The organism is Asticcacaulis tiandongensis, from assembly GCF_006475605.1.
Taxonomy (GTDB): Bacteria; Pseudomonadota; Alphaproteobacteria; order Caulobacterales; family Caulobacteraceae; genus Asticcacaulis; species Asticcacaulis tiandongensis.
The window spans coordinates 1,204,014-1,228,733 of sequence record NZ_SSBC01000010.1 but is presented as its reverse complement, the minus strand read 5'-3'; the positions used below and the strand labels follow the sequence as shown (position 1 = coordinate 1,228,733).

Here is a 24,720-nt window from a genome sequence, read left to right as displayed (position 1 = left end):
TATTACCGTGTGGGCACCGGCTTGTCGCCGCGATAGTCATAGAAGCCGCGTCCGGTCTTACGCCCAAGCCAGCCCGCCTCGACATATTTCACCAGAAGCGGGCAGGGACGGTATTTCGAATCCGACAGGCCGTCATAGAGCACATTCATGATCGCCAGAACCGTATCGAGACCGATAAAGTCGCCAAGCTCAAGCGGCCCCATCGGGTGGTTGGCCCCCAGCTTCATGGCGGTGTCGATGGCCTCAACCGTGCCGACGCCTTCGTATAGCGTGTAGATGGCTTCGTTGATCATCGGGATCAGAACGCGGTTGACGATAAAGGCCGGATAGTCCTGCGAATTGGCGGTGATCTTTCCCAGAGATTCGGCAAAGCGAACAGCGGCTTCGTAGGTTTCGGCGTCGGTGGCGATACCGCGAATGATCTCAACCAGCTTCATGACCGGCACAGGATTCATGAAGTGCAGGCCGATAAATTTGCCCGGCCGGTCTGAAGCGGTGGCCAGACGGGTGATGGAAATGGACGAGGTATTGGACGCCAGAATGGCTTCGGGTTTCAGGTGCTCACTGACGGCCTTGAAGATTGCTTTTTTGATGTCTTCGTTTTCAGTTGCCGCTTCGATCACCAGATCGCAATCAGCCAGATCGCTGGCGGAGGCCGCAGGTACCAGAAGCGTGCGCGCCTTTTCACCGGCATCGGCGGTGATGATGTCTTTTTCGACCGAGCGGGTAATGCCCTTATTGATACGCTCAAAAGAGTCGGCAACGGCCTGAGCCGATTGGTCAAATACAATGACCGTGTATCCGGCCTGCGCACAGACCTGTGCAATGCCTGATCCCATCTGACCGGCACCGATAATGCCTACTTTTTTGATATCAATCATGTAATCCGAACCTGATGCAACTGAGAGACAGAGACTATAGTGCCCCCGAATATAATCAAGGCCCTGTCACCGGTTTGACAGGGCCTTGAAAACAATAAACGCCGAGGGTGACCTTATGGCAACCTCAAGGCCTAACCCAGCGCCTTCAGAAGATCAGGCAAGGCCGTCTTGTAGTCGGCCACCAGACCGAAGTCGGCGACCTGAAAGATTGGGGCTTCGGGGTCTTTGTTGATCGCCACAATGACCTTGGAATCCTTCATGCCTGCCAGATGCTGAATGGCACCGGAGATACCGACGGCGATATAAAGATCAGGGGCGACGACCTTGCCGGTCTGACCAACCTGATAGTCATTGGGGGCGTATCCCGCATCGACGGCGGCGCGCGAGGCACCAATGGCGGCCCCAAGCTTGTCAGCCAGAGGCTCAAGCACCGAGGTGAATTCTTCGGCTGAACCCAGCGCCCGTCCACCGGAGACGATGACCTTGGCCGCGCCCAGTTCGGGACGGTCGGAGGTGACTTTTTCGTCGGAGACAAAGCGGGTTTTCAGGGCCACGGCGGGCGCGGAAACGGCTTCGACGCTGGCGGACCCGCCGGTAGCGGTGACGGCCTTAAAGGCGGTCGGGCGTACCGTCAGAACCTTTTTGGCGTCCGAGGTTTTAATGGTCTCCAGCGCGTTGCCGGCATAGATCGGGCGCGTGAAGGTGTCGGCAGATACGACGTCGATGACATCCGAAATCAGCGACACATCAAGCTTTGCGGCAATGCGTGGTGCGAAGTTTTTGCCCGAAGCCGTGGCCGGAATGGCGATGGCTTCATAGTTGTCGGCCAGAGACAGGATCAGGGCGGACACGGCTTCGGCGATATCGGCCTTAAGCTCAGGGCTTTCGGCGGTCAGCACCTTGCGCACACCGGCGAAGGAGGCGGCCTGAGGGGCAACGGCTGAGACGCCTTCGCCATAGACAAGCACATCAATGTCACCCGATAAGCCTTGCGCCGCGCTCAGGGTTTTCAGGGTCGTGTCACGCAGATGCGCGCCGTCATGATCGGCAATAACCAGAACAGCCATATCAGAGAACTCCCGCAGTTTTGAGATTGGCCACCAGCGCTTCGGCGCTGTCGACCTTGATGCCCGCCGAGCGTTTGGCCGGTTCAGTGACCTTAAGGACGCTCAGGCGCGGGGCGATATCGACGCCGTAATCAGCGACCGCCTTGGTATCGAGCGGCTTTTTCTTGGCCTTCATGATATTGGGCAGGGACGCATAGCGCGGCTCATTGAGGCGCAGGTCGGTGGTCACCACGGCAGGCAGGGCCACGCCAAGGGTTTGCAGACCGCCATCGACTTCGCGGGTCACCAGAAGCTCAGAGCCCGATACCTCAACCTTTGAGGCAAAGGTCGCCTGCGGCCAGTCGAGCAGGGTCGACAGAATCTGACCGGTGGCATTGTTGTCGCCGTCAATTGCCTGCTTGCCCATGATGATCAGATCAGGCTTTTCCTCTTCGGCAACGGCCTTAAGCAGTTTGGCGACGGCCAGAGGCTCAAGGTCTTCGTCGGTCTGTATCAGAAGAGCGCGATCCGCACCCATAGCCAGAGCTGTGCGCAGAACGGCTTCGGCCTGTGCCACGCCGATTGAAACGGCGACAATCTCGGTGACTGTGCCTTTTTCCTTCAGGCGCACGGCCTCTTCGACAGCGATCTCGTCGAACGGATTCATGGCCATTTTCACATTGGCCAGATCAACGCCGGACTGGTCACTCTTAACTCTGACCTTGACATTGTAATCTAACACCCTTTTTACAGGCACCAATATCTTCATGCTGTTTGTCCTTCACGAAGCGGAAACAGACGGTTTCGCCAATGCGGGATAAGTGACGAGAGGCGCGGCCAAAGTCAATCACAGAAGTGACAAAAACAAGGTTTAAGCCCGTCGCGACAGTAAATTGCACATGACCTTAGGGCAGTGTATGAAGGCGGAAATTTAAGGACATCGAATGAAAAACGCCAATAAATGGATACTGCGGGTAAAGCTGATCGCGCTGGGTGTCTTTATTTTTGCCAGTGCCGGTGTCCTGCTTTATGGCAACTATTATGAAATGCCGCGCCGCAAGTGCGAAGCCGAAGGCATGTGGTGGTCAAACAAGTACCGGAGCTGTTCCGCCCCTATCTATCTGCCGACCCTGACGGGCCGCACAGAAGGTGAGCCTCAGAAGATTATATGGCCGTCCGAAGATGCCGCCCGCGTATCAAAACCGGCGGCAAGGACGCAGACGGCTCCTGCCTCAGCAACCGCTCATTAACCTAAACGGTTAAAAGCGCCGCCGCGTCGTCGGCGGCGGCGACCAGTGCTCTCAGGATGCCGATGTCGGAAGACGAATGACCGGCCTTGTTGACCACATTGAAACGGGCTTCGGGCCAGGCTTTGTGCAGTTCCCACGCCGTCTGCATCGGGGTGACGACATCGTAACGGCCCTGCACGATCCAGCCCGGCACGTCTTTCAGGGCATGGACGTTCTCAAGGATCCAGTTATCGCTGTCGAAAAAGCCCTTATTGTGGAAATACCATGACTCGATGCGGGCAAAGGCGATGGCAAATTCCGGTTCGGCAAACTTTGTGGCCGTTTCCGGAGGGCCTTCGATTGACAGGGTGTTGCCCTCCCAACCGGCCCATGCGAGGGCGCAGTTCAGTTTCGCTGCATAGTCGTCACCGTGCAGACGCTTGAAATAGGCGCTCATCAGGTCGTGACGTTCGTTTTCCGGAATGGGAGCCAGATAGTTTTCCCAAAGGTCGGGATAGATCTGCGAACAGCCCTCCTGATAGAACCATTCAAGCTCAGAGCGGCGCACCAGAAAAATGCCACGCAAGATCAGCGCCGACACACGATCCGTATGTTTGATAGCATAGGCCAGTGACAGGGTTGACCCCCATGAGCCGCCGAACACCACCCATTTGTCGACCTCAAGTTTTTCCCGCAATGCTTCCATATCGGCAATCAGGTGCCAGGTGGTGTTGTCCTCAAGCGAGATATCCTGTGAGGCATGGGGGCGCGATCTGCCGCAGCCGCGCTGATCGAACAGGATGATCCGGTAAAGTTCGGGGTTGAAATAGCAGCGCAGGTTCGGGCTGGTGCCGCCGCCGGGGCCGCCATGGACGACGACCACCGGTATGCCCTCCGGATTGCCGCTTTGCTCATAATAGATTTGATGTTTGCCGTCGGTCGGCATATAGCCGTAGTCATATGGCTCTATGTCGGGGTAGGGGCTATGTACGGGTCTGCGGCTATGCGAAGCGCTGTGTTGATCGGTCATCATGTCTTTGGATTACGCGTAGTCGGCCAATGTGCCGTTTTTTGATCAAACACTGAAAATGCCGCTCCCGCCAACCCTTTTTAATTTTTCCACCCAATGGCGACAGGCCATCTTCTACGGCTTACTGCTGATCGGTACGGGAGCCAGCCTGCCCTACATGCCTTTGTGGTTTGCCGCCAAGGGCATGTCAGGGGCGCAGATCGGGCTTATTCTGGCTATTCCCCTGTTGCTCAGGGCGGTGTCGGGGCCGGTGATCGGGATATGGGCCGATACGTTCAGGCTTTATCGTACACCGATGATCTTTATGGCCGCGGCAGGGGGCAGTCTCTATGCGCTTCTGGCCCTGTGGCCCCTGTTTAACGACAATCGGTTTTTGTTGTTTGTCATTGTCTGGTTGCTGGGCTTTACCTGCACGACTTCCATGACGCCTCAGGCGGACGCCATGACCATGGAGCTGTCGCGGCGGCAAGGGTTTGACTATAGCCGTGCGCGCGCCGTGGGGTCAGTCTGTTTCATTGTCACCAATATTGCGGTGGGCTTTCTCCTTAAGGTGTTTGGCGTCGATCTCATCCTGATATGGATTATCATGGCCGCTGCCCTGACGGCTTTGGTGGCGCGGTTTATCCTGCCTGCGGCCCCCAGATTGGAAGCGGCCCCAGAAGTAAGCGCGCCGACAACCAGTGGCTGGGCGCGCGTAAAGGTGCTGGCGCGGAATTCAAATTTCATCTGGCTGATGATTGCGCTCGGGTGCATTCAGGCGGCCCATGCCTTCTATTACGGCTTTTCCAGTCTGATCTGGAAGGGCGAGGGCTATGACGGCTTGAGCATCGGCTATCTCTGGGCCACGGGCGTGTCTACCGAGGTGCTGATGCTGGCCTTTGGTCTGAGGATGCGGCGGCGGTTCGGGGCGTGGAACCTGTTGCTGGTGGCCGGTGGTTTCAGTGTCCTGCGCTGGGCGGCCATGGCCTTTTCACCGCCCATGTGGATGCTGTGGCCGTTGCAGATGTTGCATGCCCTGAGTTTCGCGGCCTGTTATCTGGCGGGGCTTGAGCTGACGCGGAAATTTGCACCCGAAGGGTATCAGAACCTCGCCCAGACCATAAGCGCGGCCTATGTTATGGGGGTGATGATGGGGCTGGCGACACTGGCGGCGGGGCCGATCTATGATGTGCTGGGTGCGCGCGGCTATGGGGTGATGGCGCTTATGGCAGCGGTCGGTTTTGCCGTGGCGCTTTGGCTTTATCGCAAGCATATGGGGCAAGCGGAGCCTGCTTAGCCCCAAAGCGCCGGTTCGGGCGGTTCCAGTATGGACCCGATGGTCCCAAGACCCGGTTCGCGATCCTTCGCCAGCAGAAGCGCCCCGTCGAGGTCGATGAAATCAGCCCCCTGCGCCAGTAACATGGCGGGGGCCATCGACAGGGAGGTGGCGACCATGCAGCCGACCATGATCTTAAGGCCCTTGTCCTGAGCGGCTTTTTTCAGAAGCAGGGCCTCGGTCAGGCCGCCGGTCTTATCGAGTTTGATATTCACGGCATCATAAAGGGCCGCACAGTGATCAAGGGTATCACGGGTGTGCAGGCTTTCGTCGGCACAGAGCGGCACCGGACAGCGATAACCCGCCAAGGCGTGATCCTCACCGGCCTTAAGCGGTTGCTCAATGAGCACCACGCCCAGCCTGTGCAGTTCGGGGGCGAGTGCCTTAAGGTCGTCCAGCCCTAAGCCCTCATTGGCATCGACGATCAGGTGTGGATTGGGTGCATGGGCACGCACAGCCTCAACGCGCCTGAGGTCATCCGGCCCGCCGATCTTGAGCTTAAGGGTCGGGCGGCGGGCATTAAGTGCGGCCTGTTCGCCCATGGCTTCGGGGGTGTCCAGGCTTAAGGTGTATGCGGTTTTCAGGGGCTTGAAAATCTCAAGGCCGGCGGCGGCAAAGGCGCGGACGCCCGTCTGCTTGGCACGTAAATCCCATAGGGCACAATCCACCGCATTGCGGGCGGCACCGGCAGGCATCAGCGACATAAGCGCCTCAGGTGTCACGCCTGCTGCGATCTCAGGGCGCACGGCTTCGATGGCGGCGACAGAAGCCTCCATAGTCTCGCCATAGCGGGCATAGGGCACGGCTTCGCCATGACCTGAGTGATGGCCGTCGCTCAGGCGCACATAGAGCAGATGGGCTTCGGTTTTTGAACCGCGGGCAATGGTGAAACGCCCGGCGATGGGCCAGACCTCGGTGCGGACATCCAGCGACAGCATCAGATCAGATCGCTGATGGCCGCATCGAACATCAGATAGGTGCGGCCTGCCGGATTGCTCAGAAGCTCGGTCAGGGCCGTTTGTGCATCCGGCGTCAGAAGCGCGATATTGATCTGGCGATCCAGAGCGCCGACAAATTCATTGACCTGTTCGCGCAAGGTGGCATCGGTGGTCAGGCGGCGGCTCAGGCGGCGGATGGCGGCAGGCGCGACGCGACGGATAACCAGACGTGCGCCTTCGTTATCATCGGCGATAATGGCGGCGATGATCTCATTCAGGCGGGTACGGTTAAGCAGGGAGTGGGTATCGACCCCCATGGCCGTAACTTCGGCGACCAGAAGATCATCAAGGCTTTCGTAAGACTCAGCCTGCGGTTCCGGTGCGGACGATTTTTCAGGTTTTCGGGCCTCAGGTGCCTTTTCGCGGCCCTCCATGCCATTCAGGAGATCGCGCCACGACCAGCCGTCCTGAACTGATTGTCGCTCATTAGAACGCTCAGGGGGGCGTTCGGTCGTGGGTTCAGCGGAGCGTTCATTCTGACGGTCCGGGCGCGGTTTGCGCGTCGGCAGGATAGGGGCCGGTTCAGGACGCAGAGGCTCGGTCCTCACGCGGGCAGGTTTGGCGGTGTCGCGGCTGCGGTCGAAGCGTTCGACATAGGGGTTGGGAGCAGAAGCCGCCGAAGGTTGCGGCTGGCCACCGACCACACCCATCAGGCGCACGGCTTCGGTCAGCATTTCATAGTTGCGCCGGACACGTTCCTGAAACACCTGATCGACAGCTTCGGTTTCTTCGGTAGCCTTACGGGCGGCGTCGGTCATGGCCATAAGGCCTTCCTCAACCGAGCGGCGAATTTCCTCAAGGCGCGCCTTTGATTGTTGCGGCAGTTCGTCAACGCGGGCATTGATCTCGTTCAAAGCCTCATCGACCTGCGCAATGGCGTCACGGGCATGGGCGAAGCTGTCGTCCAGCCTTTGGGCAGCCTTGTCACCGGCATCGTCAATCAGTTCGACAGAATCTTCGATCAGGCGACGGGCTGAGGCCATGCGGGAATCAAATACATCTTCGGCTTTTTTGCCTGCCTCGAACAGGGATTCATTCAGGCGATCGACCCGCGTCTGGGCCGAGGTGGCGGCCTGATCGGCGGCGGTGCGGGCCTCAGTTGCCGCCTGATGCAGTTGTTCAAGGGCGCGCTGGGTCTCGCTGACCATCTCATCGCGGGCATCAGCGGCCATCAGCGAAATATTGGACAGGGTGGAATGGATGCGGGTTTCAAACGCCGTGCGCTCGTTTTCAGCACCGGTCAGCACCTGACGGAACTGGGATTGGGCGTGCAGCACCAGATCACGCAGCACATCTACGCCGCGTGACGAGGTTTCCCCCAGTTCGACGGTTGCGGTGCGCGTGACATTGAGTGCCTCGGCCAGTTGCGCGCGCTGGTTTTCCAGATGCACGGCAAAGTCTTCCTGATCCGCTCTGAGCGACAGGGCGGCGGACACCAGACCGGCGCGTTGCTGACTAAGGCCTTCCTCAACGGTGCGGATCTGATCGGCGACGCCGGTGCCGGCGGTTTCCAGACGCAGGGTCTGACGGCCAAGATCTTCGGCAATGACACGCACGCTTTCCTGAGCGTCATTGGCGGAGGTGGTCAGGTCAGCCGCACGGGCGGCAAGGGCGGCTTCGGCTTCCTGAAGCTGGGTTTGCGCCAGATCAGAGGCATCGGCGACCATACGTGCCTGACGGTCAACGGCTTCGATAACGCCCTGTGCCTGTTTGTCGAGAATTTCGCCCATGGCAGTAATGGCCGTGCGCTCATGGCCCAAGGCATCGGTGATGGTTGAGGTGGTCGAACGGGCGAGGTTTGCGGCCTCGTTCAGGGCTTCGGTTTCCGATTTCAGGCGCTGGCTCAGGTCGCTCAGGTCGCTATGGGCCACACGTACGGCGCGCACCGCCTGTTCGACCTGCTGGCGCAGGCTGTCCACCAGTTGCGAGGTTTCAGCGGCCGCGACCGTGGCAGGCGCAATCATGGCATCGGCCAGAGCGGCTGTGCGGCGCGCTTCCTGAGACAGGGCGGCGGCATGGCGCAGGGCGACTGCCGTGGCGACAATCAGGCCGATGGGAAACAGAGCGAGCGCCCCCAGTATGACCAGCCGGAACGGTTCAGTCGTAAAGGCATTGAGGTCGGTTTCCGCCCCGAGCACAAAGGCGGTCAGGCTTAGGGCCCACAGCAGGCTGACGAAAATCGTGCCGCCCCAGAAGAGGCCGCCCGAGCCGCCGGAAACCTTAAGGATGCCATTGGGCCGCGCCTTCAGGGGAGGGGTATGGGCAGGCGGCGTTTCGTTTGCGGTTGCCGGTTCGGTTGTTGTGTCCTGAGGTGCCGGTGGCAGGGTTTCCGGCGGAGAGGGTTCCGGTGGCGGGGTCAGTGTCACGTCTGGTTGTTCGGCAAAGGTCACAGGCTCAGGCTGACGTCCCGGTATGTCCAGATCATCGTCCGCTGCACTTTCGACTTCGTTATCCAAAGGCGTGTCCGTTTCGGAACGCACCTCAGAGGAGGACAGGTTAAGAGGGGTAAGAGGGGGGCGTATGCGTGATTTCATCTGCCTGTCTGTTCCTGTCGCGGGCCGGATCGTAGGTAAGGGGTTCTCCCAGGAGGCGAAAGGCTAATGCCAAGTCAGGGAATAGGCAAAGTTTATTTGAAAAACGCATGGAATTTTTGCGGATTTTGACGACGGGCGACAGGCGGTTTGCCACACTGAATTTTTATTATGTGACGGCTAGGCTGGGGCCTGGCGTTACCCTTAACCCTTCAGGAAAATCCGATGGCTAATCTGTCTGTTGCTGTCATTGTCGGCAGCCTTCGCAAGGACTCATTTAACCGCAAGCTGGCTGAGGCGCTGGTTAAGCTGGGGCCGGATACTGTGAGCTTCGAATTCCTGCGCATTGATGACCTGCCGCTTTATAATCAGGACGATGACGGCAATCAGGCTGAGGCGGTTTTGCGCCTCAAGCGTGAGATCAAATCGGCGGACGGGCTTTTGTTCGTCACGCCGGAATATAACCGCTCTGTGCCAGGGGTATTGAAAAATGCCATAGATCATGCGTCGCGCCCCTATGGCCAGAGCGCCTTTGCGGGTAAACCAGCCGGGGTTTTAGGGGTGTCGGTCGGGGCCATTGGCACGTCTCTGGCCCAGCAGCATCTGCGTAATATTCTGGCCTATCTCGATGCGCCGACCCTTGGGCAACCTGAGGCCTTTTTACAGGCGACCGATAGTCTTCTGACCGCAGACGGGCAGGTCGGTGACAAGAGCCGTGATTTCCTTCAGGGGTGGCTGGATGCCTTTATTGCCCATGTCCGGCGTTATGCGGACTGAAAACGCAACAAAATGACCCGAAGAGGGCTTTTGGGTTGAAAATGTCTCTTGTGGCGCGCCATGGCCGCATATAATCTCAATTTCATGGCTGGGAGCGATAAATTTTCCGATCTCGATTCGTTTGACCGTGAACTCATCAAGGTGTTGCGCGCTGACGCCCGTGCGACGGCGGCGGAACTGGGTGAAAAGGTTGGTTTGTCGCCGTCTGCGGCGCACCGGCGGGTCAAGCTGCTTGAGCAGCGCGGCGTGATTGCCGGTTATCGTGCGGTCATTGCCGAAAGCGTTCAGGGCAAACAGGGCGTGGTTTTTGTCCACGTCACCTTGCAGGATCAGCGCCGCGAAACCTTTGAAAAATTTGAAAAGGCCGTGGTTCAGATTGCCGCCATTGAGGAATGCCATCTGATGTCGGGTGAGGCGGATTACCTGCTGAAAATCGTCCTGCGCGAAAGCCTGTCCTATGAGGATGTGCACCGTGATGTGTTGTCGACCATGCCCGGTGTGTCCAAGCTGGTGTCGCTGTTTTCTATCCGCACCGTAAAGGTTGCCTGAGATCAGGCCTTAATATTCAGCAACTGTCCGACCATGTCGTCGGCAGATTTCAACACCTGTACATTGGCTTCAAAGGCGTGGCGCGCTTCGATCTGATCGACGAAATCGCTCAAGACATCATTCTTGCCGGCATTGGCGGCAATTCGGCCTGCCGATGAGGCAAAGGCCTGCGACGCATTTAGTGCGCCGGCAGCAGCTATATTAAACGCAGACATGACCACTTATCCCATTCAACGGCGCCCTATCCGTCCACTTTAGAATAGGCCGGAATGTTTAAGGGCGTGCTGAGAGAAAGGGTTAAGCCCGGTTAACTGAAATAGCCGAGGTTTGACGATCCGAAGCGGCCAATATTGGGCAGAACCGTCGGCAGTTCCGAATTTGATACCCCGAACCAGCGCGCCAGTGTCGCGCCCATCTGATCAACCGAGGTGGAGGGCAGGAGGCGTCCCTGACCGACCTGATCATCGCTTATGATGGATATGTGCGGTGCCGTGCCGAAGTAGCGCCCGCCATTGACCGCACCGCCAACGACAAAGTGGTGACTGCCCCAGCCGTGATCCGACCCGTTACCGTTTGATGACAGGGTGCGTCCGAAATCAGAGGCTGTAAAGGCGGTTACCTTGTTGGCGACACCCAGTTCAACGGTAGCATTATAAAAGGCGGTCATGGCATCGGACACCTGACGCATCAGGGCCGGATGGTTTTCCATCAGAAGGTCGTGGTTGTCGAATCCGCCCAGCGAGACAAAGAATACCTGACGTTTAGCACCCAATGTGTTACGCGCCCCGATCAGTCGGGCGACGATACGCATCTGCGCCGCCAGCGAATTATTGGCAGGGAAGGCTGTGTTCAGACTGACCGGCGACAGGGCGGCATTGACGATGCCCTCCATTTCGATGGATCGCCGCGTGACCCTGGTAAATTCGTCCTCAAGCACATGGGAGCTTGTGCGGGTGATCAGGGTGCGAAGGGCGTCTCCGGCGGCCTGAGAACCATAAAGACCGGTCTGAAGCGGGTTGATGGCCACGGCCCCATTAGGGCTGATCTGGTATTGCAGGGCCTGATCGCCGGAGACGAAGACCGCATTACCGGCCGCGGAAATACAGGTCAGGATCGAGCGGTTATTGCTCGACATAGCCAGATCACCGATGCGCCCGCCCCATCCAATGGTTGACCCTTCGGACGCCAGAGACTGCCAGACCGATTGCTGGTCATTGTGGGAAAACAGCTTGGGCGGCAGGGGATAGAGCACCCGGTTGGGGCTGTTGAATTGCGCCAGTGTCAGGGGCGTCATTAATGGCCCGACATTAAGCTGAATGGCGGCTTTTCCGGCATCGAACAGGGATTTCAGGCCGGTCATCTGCGGATTGAGTGCATAGCGCAGATCATCGGTCAGGGTTTGTGACGCCAGAGGCGTCAGGGCGGTGGCGCTCAGGTCGGCGCGCGCGACGGCAATATGACCGGCGGTACGACCGGGGCCGCCGCCGCGAATAGCATGATAGCGATCGTAATTATCAAGGTCATAGGGGATCAGCGTATTGTTATGGTCCGAGCCGCCATAAAGGAAGACGCAGACCAGCGCCTTGTAGTCGCTGTTATCGAAGGCGGCGGCTTCGCCGAAAGCGGCCAGATTCATCGCCAGAGGCAGGGCCGTGCCGGTCATGGCCAATCCTAAGGCTCTGCGCATCATGACGCGGCGGGTAATGTCGTTGGTTTTGTCGATATGCATGTCCGCGTCCCCCTTACTTTTGCACCAGATATTCCGGTGAGGCCATCACCAGAAGCGTTGCCGCGTGCAGACGTCGGCGTTTTTCATCATCCGAACCCGAAGGCATAGTGTTTATGGCCTCGCGGATGGTGGTGCGCGTATCGGCGGATAACTGATTGGCGGTGAATTTCATATTCAGCCAGTCAACCAGCGCTGTGGCATCAGTGGTACGGCTGAGGTCCGTATAGGTCATGCGTACATCATTATAGCCCCACGGAATAAACCAGTTCAGGAAGTTGATATATCCGGCGGTGGTGGTTTCGTTATGTATCTGAAACTCAGGGGCCACCTGGCCATGGGTCGCCAGCGCCGTATTGGGCGGCACATAGCCCGGTCTGAAAAAGTTGAAAACGGACGGCGAGCGGACAGGGCTTTGGCCTAAGCCATTGTCGCTGGAGGAGGTGTCATAGATCTCATACTGGCCATTGGTCGAGGTGTGGCCAAAGGTGCGCACCAGTTGCACGAAGCGCACCATAGGCTCGCGCACCTTGCCGCCGTTGGGGGCAGTGTTGAGGGCGCGGGCCTCGGTATCAGTCAGGATGGCACGCCACACGGCCTTAAGGTCACCGCGCACGCCTGAGCCATTATTGGCAAAGGCCGCAGCCACGCGTCCGACATAGGCCGGAGAGGGGTTGGAGGTGATCAGCCTCTGGATCATCTGTCTGGCGAAAAACGGGCCGGTATTGGGATGATTAAACAGGGTATCAAGTGCGGTTTTCAGGGCTGCCGCCCCGCTGGTATTGGCTGGAATATGGGTGCCCAGGAAATCGACGGCTTCGGGCGAATGGTTGAGGGCGGAAAAGCCCATCCGGTCGCGTACCAGTTCGGTTGAGGGCGCATGATAGCCCAGCCAGGGCGCATAGGTAAGGGTGACGCGGGCATAGCTGAGATCATAGCCAGTAAAAACGCGCGCCAGATTGGTGATGTCGGACTGGGTGTAGCTGTCTATGGGGTTGCCGTTGCTGTCTTTTTTCTCGGTGCCGTCGGGATTGAGTTCATGCAGGCCTATGGTGAACAACTGCATGACTTCGCGGGCATAGTTTTCATCCGGCACGCGGCCCGTGGTCGGATCAGCCCTGAGATTACCACGCGTATTGAGAAAGAACCCCATCGCCGGATTAAGCGTGATCTCTTCAAGCAGGGCGCGGAAATTACCAAAGGCATGGTTCGTCAGGTGATCCCAGTAGGCGGCAATGGCATAGCCCGGCCAGAAGCCATCCAGAGGCGTCAGGGAGACCACAAAAAATTCAGACAGGGCCAGCGCCATACGTTTGCGCATCTGATCCGAACCGGTCAGCAACTGGTTCCAGATCATGAAGTCGCCGTATTGCGGCCAGAAATAGCGGCCTTCGGCGGTGATCTGGTTGTGGCCGATGCTGTCAAGAAAGGCGACGCCGGTGCGAGACGGCGGGGTATTAAACTGGGTGTTCAGCCAGTTTGAGTAACCGGCGGTGCGCAGGGCGCTGACTTCGGCATCGGTCGCGGAAAACTGCGCCTGAAGCAGGAAACGCGTGGCCTCAAGTTCCGTCAGTACAGGGACAGGCGGCGGGGGCGGGGGGCTGATGCCGCCGCCACTTCCGCCACCGCCTCCGCCCCCACCGCAGGCACTCAAGGCTGTCGCGGAAAGGGCCATAACCGAGGCGGTGGTGAATGTGGTGGCGTGCTTAAATTGCGTAGAAAGGCTTGGTGTGCCCGCGCACGGCTCTGCTGCCGTTTCCGGCCCTGTTTCCTGCATCCTGTCCCCGACTAAATATTTTGTCTTTATTTAGTCGGAGGCTAACACGGATAAAGGAAATTACCAGACGTGAAATCAGACGCCAGATCAGGCCCGCAGCGTCGCCCCGATTTTCTGAGCGGCGGCAACGATTTTGGCTGAAACGGCCTCGATTTCCGGGTCGGTAAGGGTCTTGTCGGTCGGTTGCAGCTTGACCTCGACCGCCACGGACTTCTGACCTTCGGCGACGCCCTTGCCCTGATAGATATCAAAGACGGCGGCATCGGCAATCAGCAGCTTATCGGCGCTGCGGATGGCTTTGACGACGGCATCAGCGCTGACGGTGTCTTCGACGACAAAGGCGAAGTCCCGCGACAGGGGCATCAGGTTCGACAGGCTAAGCGCGCCCTTCGATTTGCCGGATTTGGCCTTGGGTTGCGGCAGGTTGCTGAGGCTGATTTCAAAGCCGATATAGGCACCATCAAGATCAAGCGCCTTCAGGACCGACGGGTGCAGTTCACCAAATTCAGCGACAATGTTCTTGGGCCCCAGTTGCAGGCGCGCCGAGCGTCCCGGATGCCAATGGGCCGCGTTTTGCCCCTGCACCAGTTGCAGCGAGGCGACCGGCACATTCAGATCGTCAAGCAGGGCGAACAGGTCGCTTTTGAGGGCGAACAGAGTCGATTGCCCCGCCTGTTCCCAGTGGCGGGTTCGGGATGGGGCGGCAATGGCGGTAATGGTCGTTTTTTGATCCTGCGGCTCAAGGCCCTGATAGACCGGCCCGATTTCAAACAGTTTCACACCGTCGAAACCGCGCGCGCCGTTGCGACCGGCGGCCTCAAGCAGGTTCGGCAGGATGGACGGGCGCATGCAGTTCAGTTCCGAGGCAATCGGATTGGCCAGCACAAGCCTGTCGTCGCCACCGCCAAATAGTTTGGCCCAGTTCTGGCGCATGAACGACCAGGTCGCGGCCTCACTATAACCGTAGGCGGCCAGTGCCCGACGCGCCGTGCGGGCGCGCGACTGAACCGGTGTCAGAACGCCACCGGCCTGAGGGGCTACGGGTGGCAGGGGCGTGGCGGGGATATGGTTGAAGCCGTAGATACGGGCGACCTCTTCGACCAGATCGGCCTTGCCTTCGACGTCGCGACGCCATGAGGGCACGGTGACGGTCCACGGATTGCCCTTGGTGACGCCAAAACCGAGCGCGGTCAGGATGCGCGCGGTGTCGTCTTCGGTAATCGTAAGGCCGGTCAGTTGCCCGACATAGGCGGGGTCAAAGGTCACATCAGGACGGCCCGCAGGGATTTGACCGGCGATGACCACTTCGGATGGTTCGCCGCCACAGAGGTCAAGGATCAGCTGCGTGGCCAGTTCCAGACCATCGACGACCGACGCCGGATCAATGCCACGGGCAAAGCGATATTGGGCATCGGATGAAATCTTGGTGTCGCGACCGGTTTGGGCGATGCGGATCGGATCGAACCACGCCGATTCAACAAACACGTCGGTGGTGGTGTCGGACACGCCGGTGCTTTCGCCACCCATGACGCCACCCAGACCGATTACGCCTGAGGCATCGGAAATGGCGATCATCTCAGGGGAGACGGCGTAGGTTTTGCCATCAAGGGCCAGCAGTTCGGAGGTGTCTGTGCGCAGACCCGCTTCGATGGTCGTGCCGCTGAGTTTGGCGACGTCATAGACATGCAGCGGACGTGCGCGGTCAAACGACAGATAGTTTGTGATATCGACCAGAACCGAAATAGGCTTAAGGCCAATCGAGGTCAGCTTGTCCTGAAGCCATTTGGGCGACGGGCCGTTTCTCACGCCACGTACAACGCGACCAGCAAAGACCGGACAGGCTTCGCCATCGACGGTGATGTTGATGGGGGAGGGAAACTTACCCGCTACGGCCGGAATGGTTTTCTCGGTGAATGTCCCAAGGCCGGTCGCGGCCAGATCACGGGCAATGCCATGTACGCCCAGCCAGTCGGGGCGGTTAGGAGTCACTTCAAAATCAATGACCGGTACGGCACCGAACACCTCAGCGGCAGGCGTGCCGACCGCCAGATCGTCCGACAACTCAAGGATACCGGCGGCATCGCCTTCGACCAGCAGTTCTGCACCCGAACACAGCATGCCGTTTGACACCACGCCGCGTACCGGCTTTTCGACCAGAGTGACATCAAGCCCCGGCACATAGGCGCCGATGGGGGCATAGATGGTTGTCAGGCCCGCTCGTGCATTGGGCGCACCGCAGACGATTTCCTTGCGGCCATCGATGGTGTCGACCTGACAGACCTGAAGCTTGTCGGCATTGGGGTGTTTGGCGGCTTCGACGATCCTGGCGACGCTGAAAGGGGCCAGCAGCTTTGCCGGATCGGTGACGTCCTCGACCTCAAGGCCTGCCGCGGTCATGGCAGCGGCGACGGCGTTGATATCCGCGTCGGTATTGAGGTGATCTTTAAGCCAGTTCAGGGAGAATTTCATGGTCTTGACTTTGTATAGAGGTCAAGGAGGCCGCGCCTCCTTGTCTTTTTAATCTTGCTTACGAAAGGCCGCTGGCGGGGTTAGGGGCCGCAAAGCCACTAAAGCCGTAGTGTGACAGCCAGCGGGCATCGGCGGCGAACATGTCGCGTAAGTCAGGCACGCCGTATTTCAGCATGGCCAGACGATCGACGCCCATACCCCAGGCAAAGCCCTGATACTCCTCAGGATCAATACCGCAGGCTTTCAGCACGTTCGGATGCACCATGCCGCAGCCCAGAATTTCGAGCCATGAATCGCCTGAACCGACCTTAAGCTCACCCTTTTCCCACGAGCAACGTACATCCATTTCGGCGGATGGCTCAGTAAAGGGGAAGTGGTGCGGGCGGAACTGGGTGGTCACATCGCCGGTTTCAAAGAAGCGCGAAATGAAGGTTTCCAGTACCCATTTCAGGTGGCCCATATGCGCGGTCTTGTCGATCACCAGACCTTCGACCTGATGGAACATCGGCGTGTGGGTCTGGTCGGAGTCATTGCGGAACACACGGCCCGGCACGATCAGGCGGAACGGTGGTTTGTCCGCAATCATCGAACGGATCTGCACCGGAGAGGTGTGGGTGCGCAAAAGCTTGCGTACGCCATTTTCGTCCGGATTAAAGAAGAAGGTGTCGTGCATTTCCCGCGCCGGATGCTTTTCGGGGAAGTTCAGCGCTGTGAAGTTATGGAAGTCGTCTTCGATATCCGGCCCTTCGGCGACCGAGAAGCCCATTTCCGCAAAGATGGCGATGATTTCGTCGAGCACCTGAAGGGTCGGGTGGACACCGCCCTTGGCGCGCGGTGCGGCAGGCAGGGACAGGTCAATCCGCTCAGAGGCCAGACGCTGCGCCAGATGCGCTTCCTCAAGCACGATTTTACGCGCCTCAAGGGCCGATTGCACGGCATCGCGCACGACGTTGATCGCCGCACCGGTGGCCTTACGTTCTTCGGGTGGCAGGGTGCCGAGTGTTTTCAGGAGGCCCGAGACGCGTCCCGTCTTACCCAGTGCCGAGAGGCGCACGGCCTCAAGGGCAGGGAGATCGGATGCCGCCGAGATTTCGGCTTCGATTTCGGATTGTAAGGCTGCGTATTCGCTCATGATCGGATCGTTGTTTGAAATGATGGCTGTGTTTAGGGCAAACGGTTGGGCGGATAAAGGGGAAAATAAAAAACCCCGCGACCGGTTAAGGTGCGGGGTCTTTATATGTGTCTAAGTCAGAAAGACTTAAGCAGCCAGAGCGCCACGCACCTTGTCGGCGATGGCCTTAAAGGCACCGGCGTCATTTGCGGCGATGTTTGCCAGAGCCTTACGGTCGAGCGTGATGCCCGCAACGTTCAGGCCGTGGATGAACTGCGAATAGGTGAAGCCTTCGATCCGGGCTGCGGCGTTGATACGCTGAATCCACAGGGCGCGGAAGTTACGCTTGTTAACGCGACGGTCGCGGTAAGCGTATTGACCGGCCTTATCGACAGCTGCCTTGGCGGTACGGATGGTATTCTTGCGGCGGCCGTAGAAACCCTTGGCCTGCTTCAGAACTTTTTTGTGTCTGGCGTGAGATACTACGCCTCTTTTAACGCGTGCCATAGTTCTGCGTCTCCTTAGGCGTAAGGCATGTAGGATTTGATCTTCTTCGCATCGGCGTCAGCCAGAACCACGGTGCCGCGGTTTTGACGGATGTACTTGCCGTTGTGCGAGATCAGGCGGTGGCGCTTACCGGCGACGCCGGCTTTCACCTTGCCGGTTGCGGTGAAGCGAAAACGCTTCTTGGCACCGGACTTGGTCTTCAGTTTTGACATTTTGTGTACGGCGCGGTTAACGCCGCCCTCTTTAGGATGGATAACCCGCCAAGGCATGTCATTGGCCCGACGGGTTTTGGAAAGAGGCGCTAATATCCGAAAGGGATATGAAACGCAAGTGCTGTCAGGCCGATAGGCGGTTTTGTCCGGCCTTTTCTACCTTAAGCGCCAGAAAGGCCGCCACAAGGCACATGACGGCCCCGAACCACAGAGGGGCATCGGTGGTGATGCTGAACAGGAAACCGGCGGCAATCGGGCCGATAATGCGGGCCGTGGCCCCGGCGGCCATATTAAGCCCTAAGACCGCGCCCTGACGTTCGGGCGGGGCATTGAGGCTGATGAGGGCCGAGATGGTGGCAAAGACCACTGCCTGACCGGTGGCGGCCAGCATGACAATGGGCGTGACCAGCGGGGCGAGATTATTAAAACTCTGGAGGATGAAGCCCAGGCCAAAGACCACAAGCCCGCCCGCGAGAACACGGGTTTCGCCAAAGCGGCGGACAAGGCGGCGGGTCAGATAGACCTGCATGACGGCGGCAGCAACGCCGATCCCCAGAAACACAAGGCCGACTTCGCGGGCCTGCCAGCCATAACGGGCGTCTGCCCATAGACCGAAGGTGGACTCCAGACCGGCAAAGGCGGCCATGTAACAGAGTGTCGTCAGGATGATGCGCACCAGAATCGGGTCTTTGCGCACCATCATAAAGGTCTGACGCAGATTGACCGGAGGGGCCGAGGTCGTGCGCTTTCGGCTTTCTTTTACGTACAAAAGCACGCCGATGGCAGCGGTAGCCGCCATGCCTGCGGCGACAAACAGCGGCAGGCGGAAACCGGCGACGCCGTCTTCTTCATGCGCCAGAAAGCCGCCAATCACCGGCCCTATAATAAAGCCCAGTGAGAAAGCCGCGCCGATCAGGCTCATGCGGCCTGCCTTCTGGTGCGGTTCGGACATGTCCGAGACATAGGACTGAATGGTCGAGACGTTGCCTGAGCCGATACCGTTAAAGAAACGGATAAAGATCGCCCACCAGATGGTCGGGGCAAAGGCCAGCGCCAAATAGAACAGGGCGTTCATCGCCGTGGTGACCACCAGAACCGGCTTGCGGCCAATTTTATCGGACAGGCTGCCCCAGAAGGGTTCAGCAAAGAACTGCCCGAAGGAATAGGCGGCGAACATCAGGGTCACCTGCCATATCTGGGCCTCAAGGCTCTTGGCGAAGAAGGGCAGGAGCGGCACGACAAGGCCGAAGCCGACCAGATTGACGAACACTACCGCCAGCATAACGCTCAGGGCACCGTTCTCCTGAATGATGCTTTTCAGTGAGGGCTTTTTGGCCGGTGCGGGTTCGGGGGCTTGTGACGGCTCAACCGGCGATGTGGGTGTCCCAGACATTTGGCCCCTATAGAGCATCGTGACGCAAATGCGAACCGCTGATTTTGCAGAGCAATGCGGCATTTGCAGGGTGGATGGCTTGATTGAGGTTATTTGTTCATGTTATGTTCTAATAATGAACAGCAAAACGCACAGATTTTGGGTCGATGATGGCGGAGGGCTAAAATGGCTCTATCTCGACATGAACAGCTTTTTCGCCAGTGTCGAGCAGCAGCGCAATCCGGCCCTGAGGCGTAAGCCGGTGATTGTCGTGCCGGTGATGAGCGAGCACACCTCGGCCATTGCCGCCAGTGCCGAGGCCAAGGCCCTGGGTATCAAGACCGGTACGCGGGTCAGTGACGCGAAACTGATGTGCCGTGATCTGAAAGTCGTTGAGGCCAGACCGGATATTTATGTCGATGTGCATAACCGTATACTGGCCGAGGTCGATCAGGTCATACCGGTTGAAAAGGTCTGTTCGATTGATGAAGTGGCCTGCCGGTTGATAGGGCCTGAGACGCAAGAAGCGGTGGCCCGCGCGCTGGGGCATCGTATTCAACGCCGGATTCTGGAAAATGTCGGCGAATGTCTGACGGCTTCGATCGGGATTGCCCCCTCACGCATGCTGGCCAAGACGGCGGCGGATATGCAAAAGCCGCTTGGCCTGACGGTGCTGCGTCTGGATGAGTTGCCAAAGCCCTTGCTGCATCTGCCGGTCGATGATCTGCCCGGTGTCGGGGCGGCGATGACGCTCAGGCTGGCGCGGGCCGGTGTTTTTGATATGGCCCAGTTGTGGGCTATGTCGCCGACCCGTTTGCGCCAGATCTGGGGCGGGATCATGGGGGACAATTTCTGGTACAGTCTGCACGGTATCGATCCGCCGGAGGTGGAAACCGAACGCAGCACGATCAGCCATTCGCATGTTCTGGCGCGAGAGTTGCGTCCCCTACCTCAGGCGCGGATGGTGGCACGGCGTCTGACGGCGAAGTGCGGATCGCGGTTACGCCGGATGGGCTATAGATGCGGTGGACTTTATCTGTCGCTGCGCGGGGCGCCGGTCGGGCAGGGTAAGGCGAGCCTGACCTTCACGCCGACCTCTGACACCTTCCGGTTGCTGGAGGCCACGGATCAGTTATGGGAGACCTGTGTGGCGCAGGTCAATAATGACCGCATTAAGAAAGTGTCCGTTACCTGCCTGCATATGATACCGGCGCAAGGTTCGCCTGACCTGTTTGGCTGGACGCCTCAGGCACAGGAAGACGGGCGGCATATGCAGCTTCTGGCGGCGATGGATGGTCTCAATCAGCGCTTTGGCAAGGATGCGATTACCATCGGGCCACGACCGAAGCTCCATGCCTTTGTCGGGGCGAAGATCGCTTTCAATCGTGTGCCGGAACAGCCGGAATTTTGGGAATAGTCTATTGCGCTAAGGCGCAGACGTCTTTGGTACGCGCCTCAAGACGCCCAATAGCCCCATCGAGTGCGATAATTTCGGTTTCATATTCGCGGGTGTCTTCACCCTTGGCTTTGAAAAGTTTGATCAGGCCTTCATTATGCCAGCGCAGGGTTCGCCCATCGCCGACCGCCAGTGCCAGAGAGGTACAGGCCGTCAGGTAATCAGACTTCTGATAGGCTTCAAGACCCGCCTTCAGATTGGTCTGAAGGCTTTGGCTCACCGCCTTGATAGCCTCGGGGGTATGTGGGGTTTCTTCGGCGCTGACCGACGGGGGCAGCACGGCCATTGCTAAGATCATGGATAAGCATTTAAATGTCGTGTGCATGATCTGTCCCCCTCCGGATCCTGTGCGCAGCATATCCGGCGCGGGTGACAGCGACAAGCGAGATTTCATACGCAGCGTTCGCCGGAGAGCATTGCAGGCAAGCCAAACGGGGCGGTAAGGTAACTCAGGGTTTGACAGTATGAATTCCTGTAAGCTAGCTTGGGATTTCAATCATCAGAGATGAGGGCAGGGTGACTATACCGGTATCTGACGACGCCACGCGCCGTTCCAAGGGCTTTCTCGGGGCTGTCGAGCGCGTAGGCAATCTGTTGCCTGATCCGGTCATGATCTTTGTCTGGCTGATTCTCGCCCTGATGCTGTTATCGCTGGTGGGCGCGCATCTGGGGTGGCAGGCCTCGATTACCTATAGCGGCGATAAGCCCCCTGCCTGGGCCGAGCTTGAAAACGGGGTCCTGACCTATCGCGCTGACAGCCTGTTTACGGCGGAAAATATCGGGCGGCTGTTTGTCGAAATGCCCAAGACCCTGACCGGATTTGCGCCCCTGGGTGTGGTTCTGGTGATCATGTACGGGGCGGCGGTAGCGGAACGCACGGGCCTGTTCAGCGCCCTGATCCGGTCGTCTTTGCGTCAGGCCCCGCGGGCCATTCTGACGCCCTGCGTTATCGTTATAGGCATGGTGTCGCACCATGCCTCCGATGCCGCCTATGTGGTGTTTATTCCTTTGGCGGCGCTGATCTATGCCTCGGTCGGGCGGCATCCGTTGGTCGGTATTGCCGCAGCCTTTGCCGCGGTGTCGGGGGGGTATGCCGGCAATATCACGCCGGGGCAGATCGATGTGCTTTTGTTTGGTTTTACGCAGGAAGCGGCCCGCATCATTGACCCTGAGTGGACGATGAACCCGATCGGCAACTGGTGGTTTATTCTGGCGATTGTCATTGTGTTCACACCGGTCGCCTGGTTCATCACCGACCGCGTGGTGGAGCCGCGTCTCGGGGCGTGGGGCAGCAAGCCGGATGATGAGATCACGGCCGAACTGGCCAAGTCCGAAGTGACCAGAGAGGAAAAGAAGGGCCTGAAGTGGGCGGGACTTGCGGCGGTGGTGCTGGTGGCGGCCTTTGCAGCTTTGGCCCTGTGGCCCGGCTATTCGCCACTTATTGATCAGGCGGCTGAGGGGCCTTCGCGGTTACAGCCCTTCTATGCCTCGCTGATTGCCTTTTTCCTGATCCTGTTTCTGGGGACAGGGGTGGCTTTCGGTATCGGGTCGGGGACAGTCAAGTCAGATAATGACGTCGTCCAGATGATGACCGATGGTATCCGGTCGATGGCCCCCTATATTGTCTTTGCCTTTTTCGCTGCGCATTTCGTGGCCATGTTCAACTGGTCGCGTCTGGGGCCGATTGCGGCGATTAATGGCGCGGAAATGCTGAAAACATGGGATTTGCCCTCGCCTATCCTGCTGGTCAGCGTGTTGTTGTTCTCGTCGGTGCTCGACCTGTTTATCGGCTCGGCCACAGCCAAATGGTCGGCACTGGCCCCTGTGGTGGTCCCCATGTTCATGCTGGTCGGGATTTCACCGGAAATGACCACCGCCGCCTATCGGATGGGCGACAGCTATACCAATATCATGACGCCGCTGATGTCCTATTTCCCGTTGATACTGGCCTTCTGTCGACGATGGGACAAGTCGATGGGGGTGGGGTCTTTGCTGGCCCTGATGCTGCCCTATGCGCTGGCCTTTATGGTGTTCGGTATCGCCATGACGGCGGCCTGGGTCTATTTCGATTTCCCGCTCGGGCCGGGCGCAACGGTGCATTACACGCCGCCGGGCGGGCTTATGCCCTGAGGAGCGCCATGAAGTTACGCGCGATGTCGCGGGTGGCTTTTTCGGCGTGATCCACAAGCCCTGCGAACAGGGTGAAACCGCAAGGCAGGGTGTCGTAGCGGCGATAGATGACCGTGGTACGGGCCTCAAGCAGGCGGTGGACATAGGCTTCGGCCTGCGCTGCCAAGGGATCAAGGCCTCCCGCCACGATAAGCGTGTCCGGTTGCCCGATGATCAGCTTTTCTCTTAGGGGCGAAAGGGTAGGATCGCTGAGCGACAGACCGGCACCGGCATAATGGCCGATCATGATATCCAGATCGGTGGCGCCTATGGGCCAGCTTTGGGCATAGGGGCTTGTGCGGAATTGGCTGTCGGCGAGGTCAAGCAGGGGCGAAATCAGCAGTTGCGCCACAGGCAGGGGCTGGAAATCACGTTTTAAATCAAGACACAGACGCGCGGCCATATTGCCGCCCATGGATATGCCCCCAAGCGCGACGGTGCCAGACTTAGCGCCCAGCCTTTCGACATTGGCCTGAGCCCAGACAAAGGCGGATCGCGCATCGTCAGCGCCAGACGGAAACCGGTGTTCGGGAGCAAGGCGGTAGTCTGGCAGGAAGACGGGGCAGCGGGCTTCTTCGGCAAAGACGCTGGCGAAGGCCAGACTGAGGTCAGGCCCGCCAAGTACGCCGCCGCCTTCATGCAACAGCACCAGAAGCGGCGCATCGGGATCAATAGTAACCGGCCGCACCAGACGACCGGTAATATTATCAGACCCGACGGCTTCGATCCTGATGTGCGGGCTTGTGTAACCGGTCAGCGTGGTAAGGTTTGACCAGTCTTCGCGTACCCCCGCAAGACTGCCGCCGGTAAGCGAAAAGGGGATGCGGTCGTTACGAGTAAAAACCACCTGACGGAGAAACTGTATCTGGGGATCGAGTGTACGCCCCTTGATGTGGACGATACTGCCGCCGGACAGAAATTTCAGCACGGCAAAGGGCAGGGTCAGGGCCTGTTTCAGGGCGAAACGCCTCAGTCGTGACGCACGGGGCAGGTTGAAACGCATGGCAATCTATCCGATCAGGAGCGACAGGCATTGTTAGGTAGTTTTGCAGATAACAACAAGAGGGTGAGCATGTGCGCCCTGAGGCTGCATCCGGAAACGTGATCACTGAATACGTCTAAAATAACATGGTTTTTTATGTAATTTCATAAGAAACCATGTGTTTTTTTGTTTGACGGTTGCGGAAAGTAAGGGCTTAATCCTGTGCACAATTCGTTAATCTGAGCTGCCCGAAACCGGCTGTAGGGTCGGTTTCAAACCTGCTGCTACCGAGATAGGCGATTGTTTCAGGGGGACACCCCCGCACACCTCGATACTGGCTCGTTTAAAAAGGGAGAGCGTAAATGGCTGAAGGTACAGTTAAGTGGTTTAACACCACCAAGGGTTTTGGTTTCATTCAACCGGCTGATGGCGGCAATGACGTGTTCGTACACATCTCGGCTGTACAGCGCGCAGGCCTTCAGGGTCTGGCTGACGGCCAGAAGGTTGCCTATGAACTGCAATCCGAGCGCGGTAAGACCGCAGCGGTCAATCTTCAGATCCTCTAGGATTTGCTGAGATAAAT

23 protein-coding genes are annotated in these 24,720 nt (G+C 58.6%); 7 read left to right on the top strand and 16 right to left on the bottom strand.

Annotation, left to right across the window (positions count from 1 at the left end):
* Positions 1 to 2 precede the first annotated feature (2 nt).
* The 3 genes from E5201_RS10040 to E5201_RS10030 form a co-directional block, all read right to left on the bottom strand.
* The gene (locus tag E5201_RS10040; protein WP_140985884.1) at positions 3 to 881 is read right to left on the bottom strand and encodes a 3-hydroxybutyryl-CoA dehydrogenase; all 879 of its coding nucleotides are present in this window, start codon (positions 879 to 881) and stop codon (positions 3 to 5) included.
* Positions 882 to 1,012: 131 nt separating this feature from the next.
* Positions 1,013 to 1,948 (bottom strand): electron transfer flavoprotein subunit alpha/FixB family protein, encoded by a 936-nt coding sequence (locus E5201_RS10035; protein WP_140985883.1) that lies wholly within the window; start codon positions 1,946 to 1,948, stop codon positions 1,013 to 1,015.
* 1 nt (position 1,949) lies between these two features.
* Positions 1,950 to 2,696: an electron transfer flavoprotein subunit beta/FixA family protein gene (locus tag E5201_RS10030; RefSeq protein WP_140985882.1), complete on the bottom strand. Its 747-nt coding sequence runs from the start codon at positions 2,694 to 2,696 to the stop codon at positions 1,950 to 1,952.
* Positions 2,697 to 2,871: 175 nt separating this feature from the next.
* On the opposite strand from E5201_RS10030, the gene E5201_RS10025 reads away from it, so the two are divergent.
* Positions 2,872 to 3,177, top strand: coding sequence for a hypothetical protein (locus tag E5201_RS10025; RefSeq protein WP_140985881.1), 306 nt, complete (start codon positions 2,872 to 2,874; stop codon positions 3,175 to 3,177).
* Between the two features lies 1 nt (position 3,178).
* Here E5201_RS10025 and pip read toward each other — a convergent pair whose 3' ends face one another.
* Positions 3,179 to 4,186, bottom strand: a complete 1,008-nt coding sequence (pip, locus tag E5201_RS10020; protein ID WP_140985880.1) for a prolyl aminopeptidase — start codon at positions 4,184 to 4,186, stop codon at positions 3,179 to 3,181.
* A gap of 58 nt (positions 4,187 to 4,244) precedes the next feature.
* Between pip and E5201_RS10015 the strand changes: the two genes are divergently transcribed.
* Complete coding sequence (locus E5201_RS10015; RefSeq protein WP_140985879.1) at positions 4,245 to 5,462, top strand: MFS transporter; 1,218 nt, start codon at positions 4,245 to 4,247, stop codon at positions 5,460 to 5,462.
* On the opposite strand, the gene dgcA is transcribed toward E5201_RS10015, so the two are convergent.
* Together dgcA and E5201_RS10005 are read right to left on the bottom strand one after the other, a co-directional pair.
* Positions 5,459 to 6,439: an N-acetyl-D-Glu racemase DgcA gene (gene dgcA / locus E5201_RS10010; RefSeq protein ID WP_181404591.1), complete on the bottom strand. Its 981-nt coding sequence runs from the start codon at positions 6,437 to 6,439 to the stop codon at positions 5,459 to 5,461. The two genes, E5201_RS10015 and dgcA, sit on opposite strands and share 4 nt — an antisense overlap.
* Positions 6,439 to 8,955: a tipN gene (locus E5201_RS10005; protein WP_246050557.1), complete on the bottom strand. Its 2,517-nt coding sequence runs from the start codon at positions 8,953 to 8,955 to the stop codon at positions 6,439 to 6,441. Before E5201_RS10005 ends, dgcA begins: the two co-directional genes overlap by 1 nt.
* Positions 8,956 to 9,255: 300 nt before the next feature.
* Between E5201_RS10005 and E5201_RS10000 the strand changes: the two genes are divergently transcribed.
* Both E5201_RS10000 and E5201_RS09995 read left to right on the top strand, forming a co-directional pair.
* Complete coding sequence (locus E5201_RS10000; protein ID WP_140985877.1) at positions 9,256 to 9,807, top strand: NADPH-dependent FMN reductase; 552 nt, start codon at positions 9,256 to 9,258, stop codon at positions 9,805 to 9,807.
* Between the two features lie 60 nt (positions 9,808 to 9,867).
* On the top strand, positions 9,868 to 10,356 hold the full coding sequence (locus tag E5201_RS09995; RefSeq protein WP_246050556.1) for an Lrp/AsnC family transcriptional regulator: 489 nt from the start codon (positions 9,868 to 9,870) through the stop codon (positions 10,354 to 10,356).
* A 2-nt stretch (positions 10,357 to 10,358) separates the two neighbouring features.
* Here the strand turns inward: E5201_RS09995 and E5201_RS09990 are convergent, their stop codons facing one another.
* The 8 genes from E5201_RS09990 to E5201_RS09955 form a co-directional block, all read right to left on the bottom strand.
* Positions 10,359 to 10,571, bottom strand: a complete 213-nt coding sequence (locus E5201_RS09990) for a flagellar basal body rod C-terminal domain-containing protein (protein ID WP_140985875.1) — start codon at positions 10,569 to 10,571, stop codon at positions 10,359 to 10,361.
* 92 nt (positions 10,572 to 10,663) lie between these two features.
* The gene (locus E5201_RS09985) at positions 10,664 to 12,085 is read right to left on the bottom strand and encodes a DUF1501 domain-containing protein (RefSeq protein ID WP_140985874.1); all 1,422 of its coding nucleotides are present in this window, start codon (positions 12,083 to 12,085) and stop codon (positions 10,664 to 10,666) included.
* 13 nt (positions 12,086 to 12,098) lie between these two features.
* On the bottom strand, positions 12,099 to 13,859 hold the full coding sequence (locus E5201_RS09980; RefSeq protein ID WP_246050554.1) for a DUF1800 domain-containing protein: 1,761 nt from the start codon (positions 13,857 to 13,859) through the stop codon (positions 12,099 to 12,101).
* 87 nt (positions 13,860 to 13,946) lie between these two features.
* Positions 13,947 to 16,328 (bottom strand): phenylalanine--tRNA ligase subunit beta, encoded by a 2,382-nt coding sequence (gene pheT, locus E5201_RS09975; RefSeq protein ID WP_140985873.1) that lies wholly within the window; start codon positions 16,326 to 16,328, stop codon positions 13,947 to 13,949.
* Between the two features lie 58 nt (positions 16,329 to 16,386).
* Positions 16,387 to 17,460, bottom strand: coding sequence for a phenylalanine--tRNA ligase subunit alpha (gene pheS, locus E5201_RS09970; protein ID WP_140985872.1), 1,074 nt, complete (start codon positions 17,458 to 17,460; stop codon positions 16,387 to 16,389).
* Between the two features lie 126 nt (positions 17,461 to 17,586).
* Positions 17,587 to 17,946, bottom strand: coding sequence for a 50S ribosomal protein L20 (gene rplT / locus E5201_RS09965; RefSeq protein WP_140985871.1), 360 nt, complete (start codon positions 17,944 to 17,946; stop codon positions 17,587 to 17,589).
* Positions 17,947 to 17,960: 14 nt separating this feature from the next.
* Positions 17,961 to 18,158 carry a 50S ribosomal protein L35 gene (gene rpmI, locus E5201_RS09960; protein WP_140985870.1) on the bottom strand — a complete coding sequence of 66 codons (198 nt, stop codon included), beginning with the start codon at positions 18,156 to 18,158 and terminating at the stop codon, positions 17,961 to 17,963.
* Positions 18,159 to 18,282: 124 nt separating this feature from the next.
* Positions 18,283 to 19,551, bottom strand: a complete 1,269-nt coding sequence (locus E5201_RS09955) for an MFS transporter (RefSeq protein ID WP_181404590.1) — start codon at positions 19,549 to 19,551, stop codon at positions 18,283 to 18,285.
* A gap of 115 nt (positions 19,552 to 19,666) precedes the next feature.
* Between E5201_RS09955 and E5201_RS09950 the strand changes: the two genes are divergently transcribed.
* Positions 19,667 to 20,947: a Y-family DNA polymerase gene (locus E5201_RS09950; protein WP_140985868.1), complete on the top strand. Its 1,281-nt coding sequence runs from the start codon at positions 19,667 to 19,669 to the stop codon at positions 20,945 to 20,947.
* Position 20,948: 1 nt separating this feature from the next.
* Here E5201_RS09950 and E5201_RS09945 read toward each other — a convergent pair whose 3' ends face one another.
* Positions 20,949 to 21,272 carry a hypothetical protein gene (locus tag E5201_RS09945; RefSeq protein ID WP_140985867.1) on the bottom strand — a complete coding sequence of 108 codons (324 nt, stop codon included), beginning with the start codon at positions 21,270 to 21,272 and terminating at the stop codon, positions 20,949 to 20,951.
* Between the two features lie 230 nt (positions 21,273 to 21,502).
* On the opposite strand from E5201_RS09945, the gene E5201_RS09940 reads away from it, so the two are divergent.
* Positions 21,503 to 23,116: an AbgT family transporter gene (locus E5201_RS09940; RefSeq protein WP_140985866.1), complete on the top strand. Its 1,614-nt coding sequence runs from the start codon at positions 21,503 to 21,505 to the stop codon at positions 23,114 to 23,116.
* Here the strand turns inward: E5201_RS09940 and E5201_RS09935 are convergent.
* Positions 23,106 to 24,158, bottom strand: a complete 1,053-nt coding sequence (locus E5201_RS09935; RefSeq protein WP_140985865.1) for an alpha/beta hydrolase — start codon at positions 24,156 to 24,158, stop codon at positions 23,106 to 23,108. The two genes, E5201_RS09940 and E5201_RS09935, sit on opposite strands and share 11 nt — an antisense overlap.
* A gap of 341 nt (positions 24,159 to 24,499) precedes the next feature.
* Here E5201_RS09935 and E5201_RS09930 point away from each other — a divergent pair, with 341 nt between their 5' ends.
* Positions 24,500 to 24,703: a cold-shock protein gene (locus E5201_RS09930; protein WP_140985864.1), complete on the top strand. Its 204-nt coding sequence runs from the start codon at positions 24,500 to 24,502 to the stop codon at positions 24,701 to 24,703.
* The last annotated feature ends 17 nt before the right edge of the window (positions 24,704 to 24,720 follow it).

Excerpts from the sequence above, each read along its gene's own strand:
- E5201_RS09955 (WP_181404590.1), bottom strand. The coding sequence starts at position 19,551 with ATGTCTGGGACACCCACATCGCCGGTTGAGCCGTCACAAGCCCCCGAA.
- E5201_RS09935 (WP_140985865.1), bottom strand. The coding sequence starts at position 24,158 with ATGCGTTTCAACCTGCCCCGTGCGTCACGACTGAGGCGTTTCGCCCTG.
- dgcA (WP_181404591.1), bottom strand. The coding sequence starts at position 6,439 with ATGCTGTCGCTGGATGTCCGCACCGAGGTCTGGCCCATCGCCGGGCGT.
- E5201_RS10035 (WP_140985883.1), bottom strand. The coding sequence starts at position 1,948 with ATGGCTGTTCTGGTTATTGCCGATCATGACGGCGCGCATCTGCGTGAC.
- E5201_RS09990 (WP_140985875.1), bottom strand. The coding sequence starts at position 10,571 with ATGTCTGCGTTTAATATAGCTGCTGCCGGCGCACTAAATGCGTCGCAG.
- rplT (WP_140985871.1), bottom strand. The coding sequence starts at position 17,946 with ATGGCACGCGTTAAAAGAGGCGTAGTATCTCACGCCAGACACAAAAAA.
- pheT (WP_140985873.1), bottom strand. The coding sequence starts at position 16,328 with ATGAAATTCTCCCTGAACTGGCTTAAAGATCACCTCAATACCGACGCG.
- pheS (WP_140985872.1), bottom strand. The coding sequence starts at position 17,460 with ATGAGCGAATACGCAGCCTTACAATCCGAAATCGAAGCCGAAATCTCG.
- E5201_RS10040 (WP_140985884.1), bottom strand. The coding sequence starts at position 881 with ATGATTGATATCAAAAAAGTAGGCATTATCGGTGCCGGTCAGATGGGA.
- E5201_RS09985 (WP_140985874.1), bottom strand. The coding sequence starts at position 12,085 with ATGCATATCGACAAAACCAACGACATTACCCGCCGCGTCATGATGCGC.
- E5201_RS09995 (WP_246050556.1), top strand. The coding sequence starts at position 9,868 with ATGGCCGCATATAATCTCAATTTCATGGCTGGGAGCGATAAATTTTCC.
- E5201_RS09945 (WP_140985867.1), bottom strand. The coding sequence starts at position 21,272 with ATGGCCGTGCTGCCCCCGTCGGTCAGCGCCGAAGAAACCCCACATACC.
- E5201_RS10025 (WP_140985881.1), top strand. The coding sequence starts at position 2,872 with ATGAAAAACGCCAATAAATGGATACTGCGGGTAAAGCTGATCGCGCTG.
- E5201_RS09950 (WP_140985868.1), top strand. The coding sequence starts at position 19,667 with ATGAACAGCAAAACGCACAGATTTTGGGTCGATGATGGCGGAGGGCTA.
- E5201_RS10000 (WP_140985877.1), top strand. The coding sequence starts at position 9,256 with ATGGCTAATCTGTCTGTTGCTGTCATTGTCGGCAGCCTTCGCAAGGAC.
- pip (WP_140985880.1), bottom strand. The coding sequence starts at position 4,186 with ATGACCGATCAACACAGCGCTTCGCATAGCCGCAGACCCGTACATAGC.
- E5201_RS09930 (WP_140985864.1), top strand. The coding sequence starts at position 24,500 with ATGGCTGAAGGTACAGTTAAGTGGTTTAACACCACCAAGGGTTTTGGT.
- E5201_RS10015 (WP_140985879.1), top strand. The coding sequence starts at position 4,245 with ATGCCGCTCCCGCCAACCCTTTTTAATTTTTCCACCCAATGGCGACAG.
- rpmI (WP_140985870.1), bottom strand. The coding sequence starts at position 18,158 with ATGTCAAAACTGAAGACCAAGTCCGGTGCCAAGAAGCGTTTTCGCTTC.
- E5201_RS10030 (WP_140985882.1), bottom strand. The coding sequence starts at position 2,696 with ATGAAGATATTGGTGCCTGTAAAAAGGGTGTTAGATTACAATGTCAAG.
- E5201_RS09980 (WP_246050554.1), bottom strand. The coding sequence starts at position 13,859 with ATGCAGGAAACAGGGCCGGAAACGGCAGCAGAGCCGTGCGCGGGCACA.